The 16,765-nt window shown below is 63.1% G+C and carries 16 protein-coding genes and 1 pseudogene; 10 read left to right on the plus strand and 7 right to left on the minus strand.

What is annotated here, in order from left to right; genetic code table 11:
• The first annotated feature begins 178 nt into the window (after window positions 1–178).
• Window positions 179–373, plus strand: coding sequence for a hypothetical protein (locus ACIOVD_RS06145; RefSeq protein ID WP_095167768.1), 195 nt, complete (start codon window positions 179–181; stop codon window positions 371–373).
• Between the two features lie 96 nt (window positions 374–469).
• Entirely contained in the window at window positions 470–652 is a 183-nt protein-coding gene (locus ACIOVD_RS06150; protein WP_095167766.1) for a hypothetical protein, read from the plus strand.
• On the opposite strand, the gene ACIOVD_RS06155 is transcribed toward ACIOVD_RS06150, so the two are convergent.
• Window positions 649–1,710: an AI-2E family transporter gene (locus ACIOVD_RS06155; RefSeq protein ID WP_159994573.1), complete on the minus strand. Its 1,062-nt coding sequence runs from the start codon at window positions 1,708–1,710 to the stop codon at window positions 649–651. The two genes, ACIOVD_RS06150 and ACIOVD_RS06155, sit on opposite strands and share 4 nt — an antisense overlap.
• 156 nt (window positions 1,711–1,866) lie before the next feature.
• Here ACIOVD_RS06155 and yegQ point away from each other — a divergent pair, with 156 nt between their 5' ends.
• Window positions 1,867–3,192, plus strand: a complete 1,326-nt coding sequence (yegQ, locus tag ACIOVD_RS06160; RefSeq protein WP_159994571.1) for a tRNA 5-hydroxyuridine modification protein YegQ — start codon at window positions 1,867–1,869, stop codon at window positions 3,190–3,192.
• Between the two features lie 195 nt (window positions 3,193–3,387).
• On the opposite strand, the gene ACIOVD_RS06165 is transcribed toward yegQ, so the two are convergent.
• Window positions 3,388–4,704, minus strand: coding sequence for a Na+/H+ antiporter family protein (locus ACIOVD_RS06165; RefSeq protein ID WP_162530224.1), 1,317 nt, complete (start codon window positions 4,702–4,704; stop codon window positions 3,388–3,390).
• 1,376 nt (window positions 4,705–6,080) lie between these two features.
• Here ACIOVD_RS06165 and ACIOVD_RS06170 point away from each other — a divergent pair.
• A pseudogene (locus tag ACIOVD_RS06170) lies at window positions 6,081–6,227 on the plus strand (HAMP domain-containing protein); the annotation flags it as partial.
• 102 nt (window positions 6,228–6,329) lie between these two features.
• Window positions 6,330–7,085, plus strand: coding sequence for a methyl-accepting chemotaxis protein (locus tag ACIOVD_RS06175; protein WP_371917584.1), 756 nt, complete (start codon window positions 6,330–6,332; stop codon window positions 7,083–7,085).
• A 49-nt stretch (window positions 7,086–7,134) separates the two neighbouring features.
• Here the strand turns inward: ACIOVD_RS06175 and ACIOVD_RS06180 are convergent, their stop codons facing one another.
• From ACIOVD_RS06180 to ACIOVD_RS06195, 4 genes are read right to left on the minus strand one after another with little or no spacing between them, the layout of a single operon-like run.
• On the minus strand, window positions 7,135–8,448 hold the full coding sequence (locus ACIOVD_RS06180) for a sensor histidine kinase (protein WP_401126652.1): 1,314 nt from the start codon (window positions 8,446–8,448) through the stop codon (window positions 7,135–7,137).
• Window positions 8,445–9,113: a response regulator transcription factor gene (locus ACIOVD_RS06185; RefSeq protein ID WP_095167756.1), complete on the minus strand. Its 669-nt coding sequence runs from the start codon at window positions 9,111–9,113 to the stop codon at window positions 8,445–8,447. The genes ACIOVD_RS06180 and ACIOVD_RS06185 overlap by 4 nt, the downstream gene beginning before the upstream one ends.
• A gap of 3 nt (window positions 9,114–9,116) precedes the next feature.
• Entirely contained in the window at window positions 9,117–9,428 is a 312-nt protein-coding gene (locus tag ACIOVD_RS06190) for a PepSY domain-containing protein (RefSeq protein ID WP_095167754.1), read from the minus strand.
• Entirely contained in the window at window positions 9,428–9,736 is a 309-nt protein-coding gene (locus tag ACIOVD_RS06195) for a PepSY domain-containing protein (protein ID WP_401126655.1), read from the minus strand. Before ACIOVD_RS06195 ends, ACIOVD_RS06190 begins: the two co-directional genes overlap by 1 nt.
• A 166-nt stretch (window positions 9,737–9,902) precedes the next feature.
• Between ACIOVD_RS06195 and ACIOVD_RS06200 the strand changes: the two genes are divergently transcribed.
• The 4 genes from ACIOVD_RS06200 (at window position 9,903) to codA (ending at window position 14,196) form a co-directional block, all read left to right on the plus strand.
• On the plus strand, window positions 9,903–10,982 hold the full coding sequence (locus tag ACIOVD_RS06200; protein ID WP_401126656.1) for a patatin-like phospholipase family protein: 1,080 nt from the start codon (window positions 9,903–9,905) through the stop codon (window positions 10,980–10,982).
• Between the two features lie 94 nt (window positions 10,983–11,076).
• Complete coding sequence (gene queD, locus ACIOVD_RS06205; RefSeq protein ID WP_007955941.1) at window positions 11,077–11,433, plus strand: 6-carboxytetrahydropterin synthase QueD; 357 nt, start codon at window positions 11,077–11,079, stop codon at window positions 11,431–11,433.
• A 233-nt stretch (window positions 11,434–11,666) separates the two neighbouring features.
• Window positions 11,667–12,938 (plus strand): cytosine permease, encoded by a 1,272-nt coding sequence (codB, locus tag ACIOVD_RS06210; protein ID WP_320333976.1) that lies wholly within the window; start codon window positions 11,667–11,669, stop codon window positions 12,936–12,938.
• A 13-nt stretch (window positions 12,939–12,951) separates the two neighbouring features.
• Window positions 12,952–14,196: a cytosine deaminase gene (gene codA, locus ACIOVD_RS06215; RefSeq protein WP_401126658.1), complete on the plus strand. Its 1,245-nt coding sequence runs from the start codon at window positions 12,952–12,954 to the stop codon at window positions 14,194–14,196.
• 238 nt (window positions 14,197–14,434) lie between these two features.
• Here codA and ACIOVD_RS06220 read toward each other — a convergent pair whose 3' ends face one another.
• Window positions 14,435–15,427, minus strand: coding sequence for a diaminopimelate epimerase (locus tag ACIOVD_RS06220; protein WP_401126660.1), 993 nt, complete (start codon window positions 15,425–15,427; stop codon window positions 14,435–14,437).
• A gap of 159 nt (window positions 15,428–15,586) precedes the next feature.
• Between ACIOVD_RS06220 and ACIOVD_RS06225 the strand changes: the two genes are divergently transcribed.
• Complete coding sequence (locus ACIOVD_RS06225) at window positions 15,587–16,738, plus strand: MFS transporter (protein WP_159994557.1); 1,152 nt, start codon at window positions 15,587–15,589, stop codon at window positions 16,736–16,738.
• Window positions 16,739–16,765: the final 27 nt, after the last annotated feature.

Consider the following 16,765-nt stretch of genomic DNA (forward strand, 5'->3'; position numbering starts at 1 on the left):
TGTCTGAATAAATCTCGCCAAGGTCGCTGCCGGGACAATGCCTGCGGCAAGATGGCGCATGATGGATCCGACGAATAGCCTGGCTTGCGTCGCCCAGGTGTCATATTTATGTCATGACAGAACCGCAATCTCTATTCTGTCCGTCACAAACGGTTAATAAAAACAAGGACGACCCTCTATGCCCACGCAAAACCCGCACCGCATTGTCGGACTCTGCACCTCCAGCAAGGTCTATAGCGCACTGACCGAACTCAAGCACCTTGAGGGCCATCGCAGTGCCAAGTTTCTTTCGCTACTGGCCGAGAACCTGGTGCGCAAAGGCCTGCTCAATGAACACGAAGTCATGAACATGCTCGACCAGGTCGTCGACTGACCGCCCCAACGACGTCAATGTCCACTATCGAGCGCGTTGATTGTCCCAGGAATCAGCGCGCCGGTAAGGTAGCTCCATCGATTGATGGAGGTACTTATGCCCAAGGTTCAGATCATGTCCGTGATTGGTAGCGCCGTCCCCGCGCCCCTCAGAGAGCTGGGATTGCTCGCCTGTTGGTATGTGGTGCAGGACGGCGAGGCCATCAGTGGCCCGCTGACCTCGCTGCCCGCCGCCCAGGCCCTGTCGCAACGCATCGGCAGTTTTACCCTGAGCGCTTAAGGCAACTGCACCCGCGGCTTGGTTTCGACGTACAGCGCCCAGCTGGAGATGAACAGTGCGGCGATCAACGGACCAATGACAAAACCATTGAGCCCGAAAACCGCCAGGCCGCCCAGGGTCGAGATCAGGATCAGGTAATCCGGCATCTTGGTGTCCTTGCCTACCAGGATCGGGCGCAACACGTTATCCACCAGGCCGATCACGAACACCCCGTACAACCCCAGGACCACCCCCTGCCAGACCGCACCACTGAGCAGGAACCAGGCTGCGACGGGCGCCCAGACAATCCCCGCCCCCACCGCCGGCAACAGCGACAGAAACGCCATCAACACCGCCCAGAGCAGCGCACTGGGAATGTCCAGGAACCAGAAGATCAGCCCACCCAGCGCGCCCTGCGTGACGGCCACCAGCAGGTTGCCCTTGACCGTGGCCCGCACCACGCGGTTGAACTTGAGCTGCAGGCGGCGTTTTTGATGCTCTTCCAAAGGCACCGCCGTGCGCAGCTTGCGCGCCAGCTCCGGACCGTCGCGTAAAAAGAAGAACAGCAGGTACAGCATGATGAAAAAACTCACCAGAAACTCGAACGTGCCCTGACCGAAGCTGAACGCCTGGGTGGCAAAAAACTCGCTGCCCTGCATCGCCCCCTTGACGATTTTTTCCCGCAAGCCACTCAAGTCGCCCATGCCGAAACGATCCAGCAGGTGCTGGAAGTACGGCGGCAGGCTGTGTTTGAACTGCGCCAGATAGCCGGCAATGTCCAGTTCGCCGCTCTCGATGTTCTTGTAGAGCGTGGCTCCCTCCTGCACCAGCAAGGCGCTGATGATGATCACCGGCAAGATCGCGATCACCAGGCACACGCTGAGGGTAAACAGCGAGACCAGGTTGCGTTGCCAGCCAAACTTCAATTGCAGCCGATGCTGCAACGGGGCAAACACGATGCCCAGGATCACCGCCCAGAACACCGCACCGTAGAACGGCAGGAGAATCCAGATAAACGCCAGGGTGACCAGGACCAGCAGGACCATCAGTGATTTGTTCTGTATCGAGGAGTGGTTCATGTCCGATCCATGTCTGAAAAACGCCGACTGCGCCTTACAGGTTAGTCAGCCACGCAACGCGCGAGTGCCGTGATTTCTTCAGCGAGCATAGATCCAGATCAATAAACGTCCGGCGCACCTGCCCTACCCTCGCGCCCTTTTGCGATCGACGCTGCCATGACTCTCGCCACGCCCGAACTGCTTGCCCCTGCCGGCACCCTGAAAAACATGCGTTATGCCTTCGCCTATGGTGCCGATGCGGTGTATGCCGGCCAGCCGCGCTACAGCCTGCGGGTGCGCAACAATGAGTTCGATCACGCCAACCTGGCCCTCGGGATCAGCGAGGCCCAGGCCCAGGGCAAGCGCTTTTACGTGGTGATCAACATCGCCCCGCACAACGCCAAGCTCAAGACCTTTCTCAAGGACCTCGAACCGGTGATTGCCATGGCCCCGGACGCGCTGATCATGTCCGACCCGGGCTTGATCATGCTGGTGCGCCGGCATTTCCCGCAGATGCCGATCCACCTCTCGGTGCAAGCCAATACCGTCAACTGGGCCAGTGTCGAGTTCTGGCAACAGCAAGGGCTGAGCCGGATCATCCTCTCGCGCGAGTTATCCCTGGAGGAAATCGCCGAGATCCGCCAGCAGGTACCGGCCATGGAGCTGGAAGTGTTTGTCCACGGCGCATTGTGCATGGCCTATTCCGGGCGCTGCCTGCTGTCGGGCTACATGAACAAGCGCGATGCCAACCAGGGTTCCTGCACCAACGCCTGCCGCTGGAAGTACGCAGCCCAGCCGGCGACGGAAAACCACGTGGGCCAGATCGTCCAGCAGTTTGCGCCGCAACCGACCCTGGGCCTCGGCACTCCGACCGACCAGGTGTTCCTGTTGCAGGAAGCCAATCGCCCGGACGAACTGCTGCCGGCCTTTGAAGATGAGCACGGCACCTACATCATGAACGCCAAGGACCTGCGCGCCGTGCAGCACGTGGAGCGTCTGACGCACATGGGCGTGCATTCGCTGAAGATCGAAGGCCGGACCAAGTCGCACTTCTATTGCGCACGCACCACCCAGGTCTACCGCCGTGCGATCGACGACGCCGTGGCCGGCCGTCCGTTCGACCGCAGCCTGATGACTGACCTGGAATCCCTGGCCCAGCGCGGCTACACCGAGGGTTTCCTGCGCCGTCACGTCCACGACGAATACCAGAACTACCAGAACGGCAGTTCGGTCTGCGACCGCCAGCAGTTCGTCGGCGAGCTGACCGGCGAGCGCCGTGAACGCCTGGCCGAGGTCAAGGTGAAAAACCGCTTTGCCCTGGGCGACCACATGGAGCTGATGACCCCCAAAGGCAATTTCCACTTCGACCTGCAGCAGTTGCAGAACGCCAAGGGCGAGCCGCTGGAAGTGGCACCGGGGGACGGCCACATCGTCTACCTGCCGATTCCGGATGCGGTGGACTTGCAATATGGGCTGTTGATGCGAGACGTGAACAAGGGCTGATCGTGGCCCTCGCGCCTACACAATCCCTCTAGGCACACACCCAAGCCCCTGTAGGAGCGGGTGCCCGCTTGCGGCCTGCTCGCGATAGACGTCAACGATAACGCGTGTTTCCTGAATAAACGCGGCGCTCTCAGGTTTTTCGCGAGCAACCGGAGCGCCCCCCGGCCCGCCCCTGCAACAAGCTTGACTGCCGGGTTACAACACCATCGCCGCCACCCAGCCAAACGCCAGCAACGGCAGGTTGTAGTGCAGGAACGTCGGGACCACGGTGTCCCAGATATGGTGATGCTGGCCGTCGATGTTCAGGCCCGAGGTTGGGCCCAGGGTCGAGTCCGAGGCTGGTGAACCGGCGTCACCCAAGGCGCCGGCGGTGCCGACGATGCAGACGATGGCCAACGGACTGAAGCCCAGTTGCACGCACAGCGGCACAAAGATCGCCGCCAGGATCGGCACCGTGGAAAAGGACGAGCCGATGCCCATGGTCACCAGCAGCCCGACCAGCAGCATCAGCAACGCACCGACGCCCTTGCTGTGGCCGATCCACGCCGCCGACGTCTCAACCAGGGTCTGCACCTCGCCGGTGGCCTTCATGACCTCGGCGAACCCGGAGGCGGCGATCATGATGAAACCAATCATCGCCATCATCTTCATGCCTTCGGTGAACAGATCGTCGGTCTCGCGCCAGCGCACCACACCCGATACCGAGAAAATCAGGAACCCGGCCAAAGCGCCGATAATCATCGAATCCAGCAGCAACTGGATGATGAAGGCGGCGGCAATCGCCAGCCCTGCCACCATCAAGGTCAGCGGGTTGTACTGGACTGCCACCTGCTCGACCCGCTCGATTTTCTCCAGGTCATACACGCGTTTCTTGCGGTAGCTGACAAACGCCAGCAACAACCCGAACACCATGCCCAACGCCGGAATACCCATGGCGTGGGTGACGTTGACGCCACTGATGTCGACGCCGCTCTTGGCCACGTTGGCCAGCAGAATCTCATTAAGGAAGATATTGCCGAAGCCCACCGGCAGGAACATGTACGGCGTGATCAAGCCGAAGGTCATGACGCAGGCGATCAAGCGGCGATCCAGTTGCAACTTGGTCAGCACATACAGCAGCGGCGGCACCAGCAGCGGGATAAAGGCAATGTGAATCGGCAGGATGTTCTGCGAGGCGATTGCCACCACCCAGAGCAAACCGATCAGTAACCACTTGACCTGGCCGCCGCCATTGGCGTCCTGCCGATCCACCAGGGCCAGGGCCTTGTCTGCCAGGGCATGGGCCAGGCCAGACTTGGCAATCGCCACCGCAAAGGCGCCGAGCAAGGCGTAGGACAACGCCACGGTCGCGCCGCCGCCCAGGCCACTGTTGAAGGCCTTGAGCGTCGCTTGCATACCCAGGCCGCCGGTCAGGCCACCCACCAGGGCGCCAATGATCAGCGCGATCACCACATGCACGCGGGACAGGCTGAGTACCAGCATGATGCCGACCGCGGCAATTACTGCATTAATCATCGTTACCTCAAGGCACAGTCGCCGCCGAACGCGGCGCAAACGGGATGAGTCCGGCCTGCCAGCTGCAAGGGCCGACACCGGATGGAATAGAGGTTTTATTAGAGGGCGCGCACTGTGCCGCAGCCCGCCGCGCTTGTCAAAAACTACGCGGCAGTTGGTACAGGACTCAAGAAAGCGCTGACGAGGCCGTTACAGGTCCAGGTCTTGGATATTTATCGATTAAGGGCGCCTCCATGTCACTCAGACAGCTGTCGATTCAATGGAAAATCACCCTGCTGGCCGGGCTGTGCCTGGCCGGCATCGTGACCTTGCTGGTGGGCCTGTCGCTGTATCGCATGGAGCACAGTTCCGAACTGGTCAAGGCGTCGAGCATGAGCATGCTCAATGAAGCGGCCCAGTCGCGCATCGAAGCCCAGGGCGAAGTCCAGGCGCTGGGGATTCGCCAGCAGTTCATGGACGCCTATCAATATGGCCATGGCTTCTCGCGCCAGGTACTGTTCCTGCGCGAACAGGCCGAGAAACGTTTCCTCGACGCCTTCGACCTGCGCGAAGACCTGACCCGCCAGGTCAAGTCGGCGCTGCAGGCCAACCCGCAACTACTCGGGCTGTCGCTGGTGTTCGAAGCCAACGCCCTGGATGGCAAGGACGAGTTGTTTGCCGGCCAGGAAGAACTGGGCAGCAACGACAAGGGCCGCTTTGCCCTGTACTGGTCGCAGCCGACCGCCGGCAAGTTGAACTCAATGGCGCTGCCTGAAAGCGACATGGCCGACACTAGCACCGGCCCCAGCGGCGAACCGGCCAATGCCTGGTTCACTTGCCCGCGCGCAACCCTCAAGCCCTGCGTGATCGAACCCTACTTCTATGTGATCGATGGCCAGAACGTGCTGATGACCAGCATCGTCTTCCCCTTGCTGGCGGATGGCAAAGTCATCGCCTCGCTGTCGGTGGACATCAACCTCAACAGCCTGCAGGCCGTCAGCCAGCAGGCGAGCCGCGAACTCTACGACGGCCAGACGAGCGTCAGCATCCTGAGCCCCGTCGGCCTGCTCGCCGGCTACAGCCCGGACGCCAGCAAACTCAGTCAGCGCCTGGGCACGGTGGACCAGGACGGCAGCGAACTGCTGCGCATGCTGGGCACCAGTAACCAGACCCAGAGCCTGCGTAGCCAGCAGCAACTCAAGGTGCTCTCGCCGTTCGAACCGATTCCCGGCGGCAAGGCCTGGGGGGTGTTGCTCGACGTGCCGCAACAGGTCGTGGTCGGCCCGGCACAGGCCCTGCAGGCCGAACTCGACGCCACCAACACCACCGGCACCCTGATCGAGTTGGGCCTGGGCCTGATAGCCGCGGTCATCGGCCTGCTGCTGGTGTGGCTGATGGCCCGCAGCGTGACCCGGCCGATTCTCGGCGTGGCCCAGATGCTCGAAGACATCGCCAGCGGCGAAGGCGACTTGACCCGGCGCCTGGCCTACGACAAGCAGGACGAACTCGGGCAACTGGCCGGCTGGTTCAACCGCTTCCTCGACAAGCTGCAACCGATCATCGCCGAGGTCAAACGTTCGGTGCAGGACGCCCGCAGCACCGCCGACCAGTCCTCGGCCATCGCCACCCAGACCAGCGCCGGGATGGAGCAGCAGTATCGCCAGGTCGATCAGGTGGCCACCGCCTCCCACGAAATGAGCGCCACCGCCCAGGACGTCGCCCGCAGTGCAGCGCAGGCGGCACAAGCGGCGCGCGACGCGGACCAGGCAACCCGCCAGGGCCTGACCGTGATCGACCGCACCACCGCCAGCATCGACAGCCTGGCCGCCGACATGAGCACGGCCATGGTCCAGGTCGAAGGCCTGGCGGCCAACAGCGAGAAAATCGGTTCGGTGCTGGAAGTGATTCGCGCCATCGCCGAGCAGACCAACCTGCTGGCGCTCAACGCCGCCATTGAGGCCGCGCGCGCCGGGGAAGCCGGGCGCGGTTTTGCGGTGGTGGCCGACGAGGTGCGCAACCTCGCCCGCCGCACGCAAGAGTCGGTGGAGGAAACCCGCCAGGTGATCGAGCAACTGCAAAGCGGCACCCAGCAAGTGGTCGGCGCCATGGGCAACAGCCACCGCCAAGCCCAGGGCAGCGTCGAGCAGGTTGGCCAGGCCGTGACCGCACTGCGCCAGATCGGCGACGCGGTGACGGTGATTACCGACATGAACCTGCAGATTGCCAGTGCCGCCGAAGAACAGAGCGCGGTGGCCGAAGAGATCAATAACAACGTGGCAACCATCCGCGACGTGACCGAGTCACTGTCGGGCCAGGCCAATGAATCGGCCCGGGTCAGCCAGTCGCTCAACACTCTGGCAAACCAGCAGCAGAGCCTGATGGATCAGTTCCGGGTGTAATCCAGCGCCAGTGGGGCGAGCAGACACGCCCCACTGGCCTGATCGGCTATCAGATCCTGGGTAACTCGATCACTACCCGCAATCCGCCCCACTGGCTTTCTTCCAAGCGCAATATCCCGCCCCACGCCTCGACGATATCGCGCACGATACCCAAGCCCAGGCCATGCCCGTTGGTCTGTTCATCCAGGCGCGTACCGCGGCTGAATACCTGGTCGCGCTGGGCTTCGGGAATCCCCGGGCCATCGTCTTCGACCGCCAGCACAAAGCCCTCTGGCGCCAGCGCCACGCTCAGGCGCACCTCGGCGTCGGCCCATTTGCAGGCGTTGTCCAGCAAGTTGCCGAGCAATTCCAGCAAGTCCTCGCGATCCCACGGCAGGTGCAGACCGGCCGGCGCGACGTAACTGAGGTCCAGGTGTTCGCCGTGAATCATGTTCAAGGTAGCCAGTAACCCCGGCAGCTCGGCATCGCAATCAAACAACGCGCCGGGCAAGGCGTCACCGGCCAGTCGCGCACGGTTCAGTTCACGGTTCAGGCGCTGCTGCACCTGCTCCAGTTGCGTTTGCAGGACTTTACGCAGCTCGGGATGGGCATCCAGCTTGTCGCTGGAAGCCAGGCTCAGCAACACCGCCAACGGGGTCTTCAGCGCATGGCCGAGGTTGCCCAGGGCATTGCGCGAGCGCTTGAGGCTGTCTTCGGTGTGCGCCAGCAGATGGTTGATCTGCGCCACCAGGGGTTCCAGTTCTTCGGGGACCTGGGCGTCCAGTTGCGAGCGTTGCCCCTGTTGCAACTGGGCGATCTGCTCGCGCGCGCTTTCCAGCGGGCGCAGGGCGCGGCGCACGGTGATCCGCTGCAACAGCAGAATCAGCAGCAGGCAGGCCAGGCCGAGGCCGAGGCCGATCTGACGCATGCGCCGGAAGCTCTCCTGCACCGGGGTGTAGTCCTGGGCCACGCTGATGGAGATCGACTGGCCCAGGCGCCGGTAGTCCGAACGCAACACCAGCAGCTGTTGACCCTCAGGCCCTAATTGCAGGTTGCTGTGCAGGCCCGGCTGCTCGAGCAACGGCAGTTCCTGGTCCCACAACGAACGCGAACGCCAGTGGGTGTCGGCAAAGTCGATGCGGAAATAATGCCCGGAGAATGGCCGCTGATAGGCCGGCGACAGGCGACGCTCGTCCAATTGCACGCCTTGCGGGCCGCGCACCAGGGCCACCAGCAGGTTTTCACTGTCGTTGCGCAGGCCCGCTTCGAGGTAACGTTGCAGCCCCTGTTCGAACAACCACAGGCTGGTCTGCACCAGCACCAGGCCGACGATCAGCAACACGCTGATCAGGCCCAGGCTCAAGCGCCGCTGGATCGACCTCACTGCGCCTGCCCACCGAACAGGTAGCCCTGGCCTCGACGGGTTTCGATCACGCTGCGCCCCAGCTTGCGCCGCAGGTGGTTGACGTGGACTTCGAGGACATTGGAGTCGCGCTCGGTTTCACCGTCGTAGAGGTGTTCGGCCAGGTGGCTTTTGGACAGGATCTGCTGCGGGTGCAGCATGAAGTAGCGCAACAGGCGGAATTCGGCGGCGGTCAACTGGATATCGGCGCCATCGCGAACCACGCACTGCCGGCCCTCGTCCAGGTGCAGGCCGGCGGACTTGAGCGTCGGCTGATTGGCCTGGCCGTGGGAACGGCGCAGCAGCGCCTGAATCCGCAGGTGCAGCTCTTCGGGGTGAAAAGGTTTAGTCAGGTAGTCGTCGGCGCCCGCCTTGAGCCCCTCGATGCGTTCGGCCCAGGAGTCGCGCGCGGTCAGCACCAGCACCGGCGTGGCCAGGCCACCCGCGCGCCATTGGCTGAGCACTTCCAGACCCGGCAGGCCCGGCAAGCCGAGGTCGAGGACGATCAGGTCATAGGGCTCGCTGCTGCCCTGGTACACGGCATCGCGTCCATCGGCCAGCCAGTCCACCGCGTAACCCTGGCGATTGAGTCCGGCCAACAACTCGTCGGCCAGCGGCACGTGGTCTTCCACCAGAAGCAAACGCATCGATCAATCTTCCTTGTCTTTGAGTAAACGGCCGGTCCTGGCGTCCAGGTCCAGCTCACGCACCACGCCCTGCGGGGTCAGCAGTTCGACTTCATAAATGTAGACGTCATGCTTCTCTTCCAGCTCCGCTTCCAGGAGCTTGGCGCCAGGGTAGCGGTCCAGCGCCTGCTGCAGCAGTTGCTCCAGCGGCAGGATCACCCCTTGCTGGCGCAGGCGCAGTGCTTCGTCCTGATCGAGATCGCGGGCCACTGCCAGTGAGCAGACCGCCAGTAGCGCCAGGGCACCAAGCCCATAAGCGCGCAGATTAACCTTCATTACGTATCCTGATGATCCTTGAGTAGCTGCCCGCTGACAGCGTCCAATTCCAGGTCCCACTGTATGCCTTGTTGATCACGCAACTCGATCTGGTAGATGTACTTGCCGTACTCTTCTTCCAGTTCGGTTTCAGTGATGGTCGCGCCGGGGTGTTTGGCCAGTGCGCTGGCATTGAGCTTCTCGAAAGACACAATGGTACCAGCGTCACGCAATCTCAGGGCCTCATCCGGTCCCAAGTCACGGGCGTGGGCCAGGCTGGCCGTCAGGGCGATCAGGCTGACGGTGAACAGGGTGGTCAGGGTTTTCATGGGCGGTCTCCAGATCGGTATGGGCCCAGACTAACGGCAGCAACTTAATTCAAACTGAATCGCCATCATTGATGGACGACGTACACCAACCCAGCAGGAGCGCGGCTTGCCGGCGATGGCGTCCCCAGGATGTCCCGCAAGCCTGGCTGCACTAAGCGAGAGCTGTATGAGCGCTATCCATATCAAATTCCCGGCCCTGACCCTCAAGGCCGGACCGCGGGCTTTCACGCGGATTCGGCAACAGGGCCTGAACGCGATGCAAGTGGGCACGCTGCCCGGTGCCGCCGGCGGGCCCAAAGCCCTGGGCATCCAGGGCCTGGACCTGGCGCTGTTCGGCGAGTGGTTGCCGGCCGCGCCCCGTGAGCGCTCGCTGATTGGCGCCTCGGTGGGTTCCTGGCGCTTCGCCAGTGCTTGCTTGCCGGACGCCGCCGAAGGTATCCAGCGCCTGGGCCAGCTCTACACCGAACAGCATTTCAGCAAAGGCGTAAGCATGGCGCAGATCAGCCAGAGCTCGCGGCGCATGCTCGATGAACTGCTCGATGGCCGCGATGCGCGGATCCTCGACAACCCCCATTACCGTTTGAACATCATGGTGGTCAGGAGCCACGGCCTGCTGGCGGACGATCACCGCGGCCGCCTTGGCCTGGGGCTGTCGTCGGTGATCGCCGATAACCTGCGGGGACGCGCACGCTTGTCGCGACATTTCGAACGGCTGATCATCCATGATCCGCGCCTCGCGCCGCCGCTCAATGCCCTGCACGACTTCCCTTCGCGTTATGTCGCGTTGAATGCCGGCAACTTGCGCCAGGCCTTGCTCGCGTCGGGTTCGATCCCGATGGTCATGGAGGGCGTGCGTGACCTGCCGGGGGCCGGAGCCGGGACCTTTCGCGACGGTGGCCTGCTGGACTACCACCTCGATTTGCCCTACAGCGGCGACGACATCGTGCTTTATCCGCACTTTACCGACCGGGTAATTCCTGGCTGGTTCGACAAGACCCTGCCCTGGCGTCGCGCCTGCCCCCAGCGCTTGCAGGATGTACTGTTGCTGGCACCGTCCAAGGACTACCTGGCCCGCCTGCCCTACGGCAAACTCCCGGACCGCAACGACTTCAAGCGATTCATGGATGATGCCCCCGGCCGCCAGAAATACTGGCGCACCACCATGCAGGAAAGCCAGCGCCTGGGCGACGAGTTCCTCGAACTGGCCGCCAACGGCCGCCTGGGCGAGCACTTGCTGACCCTTTAGTCAGTGTTTTCCCGCAAGCGTTATTTCAAGCTGTTAAACTCGCGGCCTGCCCCATCGCCGCGGGCGATAGCCACCTGACAGAGCTCAAACCACTGTGGAAATTTTCAAAGAATTCACCTTCGAGTCCGCCCACCGCCTGCCCCACGTTCCGGACGGCCACAAATGCGGGCGCCTGCACGGCCACTCGTTCAAAGTGGCGATCCACCTGAGCGGTGACCTCGACCCGCACACTGGCTGGATCCGTGACTTCTCGGAAATCAAGGCGATCTTCAAGCCGCTGTACGAGCGCCTGGACCACAACTACCTGAACGACATCCCTGGCCTGGAAAACCCGACCAGTGAAGTACTGGCCAAGTTCATCTGGAATGAACTCAAGCCGCTGCTGCCGGAACTCAGTGCAATACGCATCCACGAGACCTGCACCAGCGGTTGCATCTATCGCGGCGAGTGAGCCAGGCAGTCGAAAAAACCACCGTCCCCGGTGGTTTTTTTATGCCTGTAGTTTGGCGCTCCTTGTGACTGAAAACTCGCTCCCACTTGGGTCCGGTGTTTGGTCAGGTGCACCGCTTTCGAGCCCGTCTTGGGCCAAATACCCGCGCTCGACTATAAGTAATAGGGCCATCACCGGCTTTGGCATGAGCACTGCAACACCCCCGCGTCCTCCTCTCTCGCAAGGAACGCCACATGACGCAGAACGATCCGGGCAACGACTACCCTCTCAGTGAAGTGCCGATGCATGCCCGCAAGGGCCTGATGTCGACGGCCATGGTGCTGCTGGGCTTCACTTTTTTTACCGCGACCATGTTTGCCGGCGGCAAACTCGGGGTGGCATTCAGTTTTGCCGAAATGATGACGGTGATTGTCCTCGGCAACCTGCTGCTGGGCATGTATGCCGCAGGCCTGGGCTACATCGCCTTCAAGAGCGGCCTCAACTCGGTGCTGATGGGACGTTTCTGCTTTGGTGAACTGGGCAGCAAGCTCAGCGACCTGATCCTCGGTTTCACCCAGATTGGCTGGTATGCCTGGGGCACGGCCACGGCTGCCGTGGTGCTGGGCAAATATTTGCAGTTGAGCGACGGTACGGTGCTGGGGCTGATGGTGCTGTTCGGCCTGGTGTTCTGCGCCACGGCCTATGTCGGCTATCGCGGCCTGGAAATCCTCTCCTACATCGCGGTGCCGGCGATGATGCTGCTGCTGATGCTGTCGATGTGGGTTTCCACGCTGCAGATCGGTGGCCTCGACGCGCTGCTGGCAGTGGTGCCGAGCAGCCACATGGACTGGTCGACCGCCATCACCCTGGTGTTCGGCACCTTTGTCAGCGGTGCGACCCAGGCCACCAACTGGACCCGCTTTTCCCGTTCCGCCCGGGTCGCGGTGCTGGCGAGTCTGATCGGGTTTTTCCTTGGCAACGGCCTGATGGTCCTGATCGGTGCCTATGGGGCCATCGTCTATCAGCAACCGGATGTGGTCGAGGTCCTGCTGTTGCAAGGGTTCGCCATCGCTGCGATGGCCATGCTGCTGCTCAACATCTGGAGCACCCAGGACAACACCATCTACAACTTCGCCGTGGCCGGCTGCAACCTGTTGCGCACCCGGCGGCGCAAAACCGTGACCCTGGCCGGCGCCGTGATCGGCACTCTGCTGGCGCTGCTGGGCATGTACGACATGCTGGTGCCTTACCTGATCCTGTTGGGCACGGTGATTCCGCCGATTGGTGGAGTGATCATGGCGGACTTCTTCTACCGTTATCGTGGCCACTATCCGCGCCTGGCCGATGCCCGGCTGCCGGCCTTCAACTGGGCCGGACTCGGCGCCTATGCAGTCGGCACCGTCGCCGCGTTCGGCTCGCCGTGGGTCGCGCCGCTGGTAGGGATCGGCGCTGCCGCGCTAACGTATGTGGCATTGACCTGCGTCCTGGGGACCCGTACCTCCAGCGCAGCACTACCAGATCTATAAAGGGATTCGCCTGATGCACATCATCAACGCCCGCCTGCGCAACCGTGAAGGCCTGCATGAGCTGCACCTGGAAAACGGCCTGATCAGCGGGATCGCCCGCCAGACCGAGGCACCGACCCTGGGCCCCGACGACCTCGACGCGGGTGGCAACCTGGTGGTGCCGCCTTTCGTCGAGCCGCACATTCACCTCGACGCCACGCTGACCGCCGGTGAGCCGCGCTGGAACATGAGCGGCACGCTGTTCGAAGGCATCGAATGCTGGGGCGAGCGCAAGGCGACCATTACCCAGGAAGACACCAAGACCCGGGCGAAAAAGACCATTGACGCCCTCGCCGCCCATGGCATCCAGCATGTGCGCACCCACGTCGATGTCACCGACCCGCAACTGACCGCGCTCAAGGCCATGCTCGAAGTGCGCGAAGAGAGCCGGCACCTGATCGACCTGCAGATCGTCGCCTTCCCCCAGGAAGGCATCGAGTCCTACCGCAATGGCCGCGAGCTGATGGAGGAAGCGATTCGCCTGGGCGCCGACGTGGTGGGGGGCATTCCGCATTTTGAATACACCCGCGACCAGGGCGTCAGCTCGGTGAAATTCCTGATGGACCTGGCCGAGCGCACCGGCTGCCTGGTAGACGTGCATTGCGACGAAACCGACGACCCGCACTCGCGCTTTCTCGAAGTGCTGGCCGAAGAAGCCCGCAGCCGCGACATGGGTGCGCGGGTGACCGCCAGCCACACCACGGCCATGGGCTCCTACGACAACGCCTACTGCGCCAAGCTGTTTCGCCTGCTGGGGCACTCGGGGATCAGTTTTGTCTCCTGCCCGACCGAGAGCATTCACTTGCAAGGGCGCTTCGACAATTTCCCGAAACGCCGGGGCGTGACCCGGGTCAACGAGTTGCTCGAAGCCGGCATGAACGTGTGTTTTGGCCAGGACTCGATCGTCGACCCGTGGTACCCACTGGGCAATGGCAACATCTTGCGGGTCCTGGAAGCCGGTCTGCACATCTGCCACATGCTCGGCTACCGCAACCTGCAAAGCTCGCTGGACCTGGTGACCGACAACAGCGCCAAGGCCATGGCCCTGGGCGACCGCTACGGGCTGGAACCGGGGCGGCCAGCCAACCTGCTGATCCTCTCGGCCGACAGTGACTACGAAGTGATCCGCAGCCAGGGACTGCCGCTGTACTCGATCCGCGGCGGCAAGGTGTTGATGAAACGCCAGATGCCGGTGGTCGAGATGTTTGGCTCGGCTTGATCCGATCGGCCTCATCGCGAGCAAGCTCGCTCCCACAAAGGGCCAGGCATGGCAAAAATCACCCTGTGCGAGCCTGCTCGCGATGGTCGTCAACGATAACGCGTGCTGCCTGAAACAACGCGTCGCCCTCAGGTTCTTCGCGAGCAGGCTCGCTCCTACAAAGGTTTGCTGGGTGTATGCAGGATTTGTGGGCAGCCTTAACCCTTGTGCGAGCTTGCTCGCGATGGCGGATTTGAGTTCAACGCAGCAAGCGCGCCGTCCCGAACAAGCTGACCCGGTTCAACTCACCGTCCTGCTCTTCGAGCAACACTGGGGCCGTGCCGCCGGGCATCACCACCGCTACCCTGCCCGCGGTCACCCAGCCGACACTCCACGCGGCACAGGCTACCGCGCTGGCGCTGGTGCCCGAGGACGCGGTCGGGCCTTCGCCGCGTTCGAACACCCGGGCACTGAGGCGGTTGGCCGATTCGCGCATTGCCCATTGCAGATTGACCCCGGCGGCACAGGGCTGCCCCCCGCCGCTGGGTGGGGCGAATGCAATGCGAGTCAGGTCGTCCGCCAGGCCGGGAGCGGCCATCTGCAGGTTGCTCGGCAGCCCGTCCGCCTGGGTCACCAACGTCACGCAATGGGGGTTGCCGATGCGCACGAATTGACTGTGTTGCCACTGAGGATTGACCCGGGCCAGCTGCGGCACATGGCTCAGTGGTCGCTGATTCAACTGCGCCGCTGACACTCCCTGAGCCGCCACCGCCGGCGGGCCGAACTGAGGCTTGCCCAGGTCCAGCCAAAACCCTTGCACAGCCTCGACTTCGGCCGCGTGTACCGAGGTTTGCACGGGCGACCGGGCGTTGCCCTGGTCATGATGGACCTTGAGCAGACTGCAGCCCTCGGCCAGCATCAAGCCCTGCTCGGTCAGCGCCTGGGCGAAGATGGTCAAGCCATTGCCGCTGCGCTCGGCCAGGGTCCCGTCGGTGTTGACGATCAACAGGTCAAAGGGCGCGGCCTGTTGAAATGGGCCGACCAGCAAACCATCGCTGCGATGGGCCTTGGCCCCGTCTGGCCGCGTGCCCGGCGCCCAACTGCAGCAGGCCAGGATCGCCCGTGAAGTCCAGGCCATTCGTTGTTGCGCCGCCTCGGCGGCGGTGTCAGGCAGGTCGATCCCCAGTTCGCGCAATTGCTGGGGGCTGACCACCGCATAGATGTTCCCGCGTGCATCAAACAACGAGGTCATGAACAGATCCTGGGTTGAGTCTGGAGTGATTGCCCACTGTAGGCGATTTCCTCGGATCAACGAACCGCCTGGTGACGAACCCCGAGGTCGTCTGACGGTCACTGATGTGCAAGGATGTGCCCCTGTTTGTCGCTTCCATTGAAAGACCAAGGATTTTCCATGACCGCCATCACGTCACCCGCCCAGGTAATCCCTGGGCGCCTCGAGCAGATGTCGACCCGCATCGCATTCTTCATCGCCGGCTTTGGCATTGCCGCGTGGGCGCCGCTGGTGCCCTACGCCAAGGCACGGGCCGGGCTGGATGAAGGCACCCTCGGCCTGCTGCTACTGAGCCTGGGGGTCGGCTCGATCCTGGCGATGCCGCTGGCCGGCGTGCTGGCGACGCGCTTCGGCTGTCGGCGCGTGCTGACCGGCGGCACGCTGCTGATCTGCCTGGCGCTGCCGTTGCTGGCGACGGTGTCCACGGTGCCCCTGCTGATTGGCGCGCTGTTCCTGTTCGGTGCCGGTCTGGGTACGGTGGACTCGACGACCAACCTGCAGGCGGTGATTGTCGAGCGCGCCAGCGGCAAGACCATGATGTCGGGTTTTCATGGCATGTTCAGCCTCGGTGGGATTGTCGGCGCGGCGGGGGTCAGCGCCCTGCTGGGCCTGGGCATTTCTCCGCTGGGGGCGATGGCCGTGGTGATCCTGATGCTGCTGGCGGCCCTGTTCAAGGCCGCGCCCCATCTGCTGACCTACGGCAGCGAAAGCACCGGGCCGGCGTTTGCGGTGCCCCACGGGATCGTGCTGTTCATCGGTGGCATGTGCTTCATCGTGTTCCTCGCTGAAGGCGCGGCACTGGACTGGAGCGCGGTATTCCTCGCCCAGGAGCGTGGGATCGACACGGCGTATGCGGGATTGGGGTATGCGGCGTTCGCCCTGACCATGACCATCGGACGCCTGACCGGCGACCGGATTGTCCGCCGACTGGGCGCTACCCGGGTGATCGTGTTCGGTGGCCTGACCGCCGCCGCGGGCTTGTTCCTGGCGACCTTTGCCCCGAGCTGGGAAGCGGCCCTGGTGGGCTATGCGCTACTGGGCGTGGGCTGTTCGAACATCGTGCCGGTGCTGTACACCGCGGTCGGCAAACAGACGGTGATGCCCGAAAGCATTGCCGTGCCGGCTATCACCACCCTGGGTTATGCCGGCATTCTCGCCGGGCCCGCAGTGATCGGTTTTGTCGCCCACGCCAGCAGCCTGAGTTTTGCCTTTGGCTTGATGGCGCTGTTGCTGGTGGCAGTGGCCATTGGCGGGAAAGTGTTGAAGGTGTGACAGCATCGCGAGCTGGCTCGTTTGTGG

The organism is Pseudomonas sp. NPDC087626, assembly GCF_044743405.1.
In the GTDB taxonomy this organism is placed as follows: Bacteria; Pseudomonadota; Gammaproteobacteria; order Pseudomonadales; family Pseudomonadaceae; genus Aquipseudomonas.

Bases quoted from the DNA above. Each gene is read 5' to 3' on its own strand.
- ACIOVD_RS06145 (WP_095167768.1), top strand. From the start codon at position 179: ATGCCCACGCAAAACCCGCACCGCATTGTCGGACTCTGCACCTCCAGC.
- ACIOVD_RS06150 (WP_095167766.1), top strand. From the start codon at position 470: ATGCCCAAGGTTCAGATCATGTCCGTGATTGGTAGCGCCGTCCCCGCG.
- ACIOVD_RS06155 (WP_159994573.1), bottom strand. From the start codon at position 1,710: ATGAACCACTCCTCGATACAGAACAAATCACTGATGGTCCTGCTGGTC.
- yegQ (WP_159994571.1), top strand. From the start codon at position 1,867: ATGACTCTCGCCACGCCCGAACTGCTTGCCCCTGCCGGCACCCTGAAA.
- ACIOVD_RS06175 (WP_371917584.1), top strand. From the start codon at position 6,330: ATGGAGCAGCAGTATCGCCAGGTCGATCAGGTGGCCACCGCCTCCCAC.
- ACIOVD_RS06185 (WP_095167756.1), bottom strand. From the start codon at position 9,113: ATGCGTTTGCTTCTGGTGGAAGACCACGTGCCGCTGGCCGACGAGTTG.
- ACIOVD_RS06190 (WP_095167754.1), bottom strand. From the start codon at position 9,428: ATGAAGGTTAATCTGCGCGCTTATGGGCTTGGTGCCCTGGCGCTACTG.
- ACIOVD_RS06195 (WP_401126655.1), bottom strand. From the start codon at position 9,736: ATGAAAACCCTGACCACCCTGTTCACCGTCAGCCTGATCGCCCTGACG.
- ACIOVD_RS06200 (WP_401126656.1), top strand. From the start codon at position 9,903: ATGAGCGCTATCCATATCAAATTCCCGGCCCTGACCCTCAAGGCCGGA.
- codB (WP_320333976.1), top strand. From the start codon at position 11,667: ATGACGCAGAACGATCCGGGCAACGACTACCCTCTCAGTGAAGTGCCG.
- codA (WP_401126658.1), top strand. From the start codon at position 12,952: ATGCACATCATCAACGCCCGCCTGCGCAACCGTGAAGGCCTGCATGAG.
- ACIOVD_RS06220 (WP_401126660.1), bottom strand. From the start codon at position 15,427: ATGACCTCGTTGTTTGATGCACGCGGGAACATCTATGCGGTGGTCAGC.
- ACIOVD_RS06225 (WP_159994557.1), top strand. From the start codon at position 15,587: ATGACCGCCATCACGTCACCCGCCCAGGTAATCCCTGGGCGCCTCGAG.